General features: G+C 56.9%; 1 protein-coding gene. It reads right to left on the bottom strand.

The features are described 5' to 3' along the window. Window positions 1-77: 77 nt before the first annotated feature. Window positions 78-492, bottom strand: a 415-nt coding sequence (locus E1958_RS19825) for a transposase (protein ID WP_133513394.1), incomplete at its 5' end; no start/stop codon positions are given.

Below are 492 nucleotides of genomic sequence, written 5' to 3'. Positions count from 1 at the left end.
GAATTGGGGAGAAAATGTGGGCAATTGACTGCGCTTCGTATTGCCAGATGGCCTTGTTCGAGCTGTCTTGGGCCTTTTCAGGCGGCAGCAGGCGCACCTTCCCTGCCTTTGGTGAGCTGCAGGTAGCGCACCAGATTGTAGGTCAGGTTCATCAACCCGATCTTCATCTTGGCCCGAGCTAAACCAATGGTGCGGATGAATTTTCCACCCAGGCTGTTCTCCTGGAAGCCAAAGACGTGCTCGACACGGGAGCGGATCTTCGAGCGCTGGCGGTTGTTCGCCTGCTGCTCGTGACTGAGCGGTCGGTTGCGCTGACCCTTCTCGCAGATGTGACTCTCATAGCCGGCATCTTGCAGCACCTGCTCGGTCTCTTCACTGCGGTACGCGCTATCAGCCCAAACCTGAGGATCCACGTTGTCAGGATCGATGAGGTCATCAAACACGCGGCTGTCATGCACATTCGCCGGCGTCGTCTTGAATCGGCGGATAAGT

This window comes from Candidatus Thiosymbion oneisti, assembly GCF_004359955.1.
Classification (GTDB): domain Bacteria; phylum Pseudomonadota; class Gammaproteobacteria; order Chromatiales; family Chromatiaceae; genus Thiosymbion; species Thiosymbion oneisti.
This window is presented reverse-complemented; position numbering and strand designations above follow the sequence as displayed.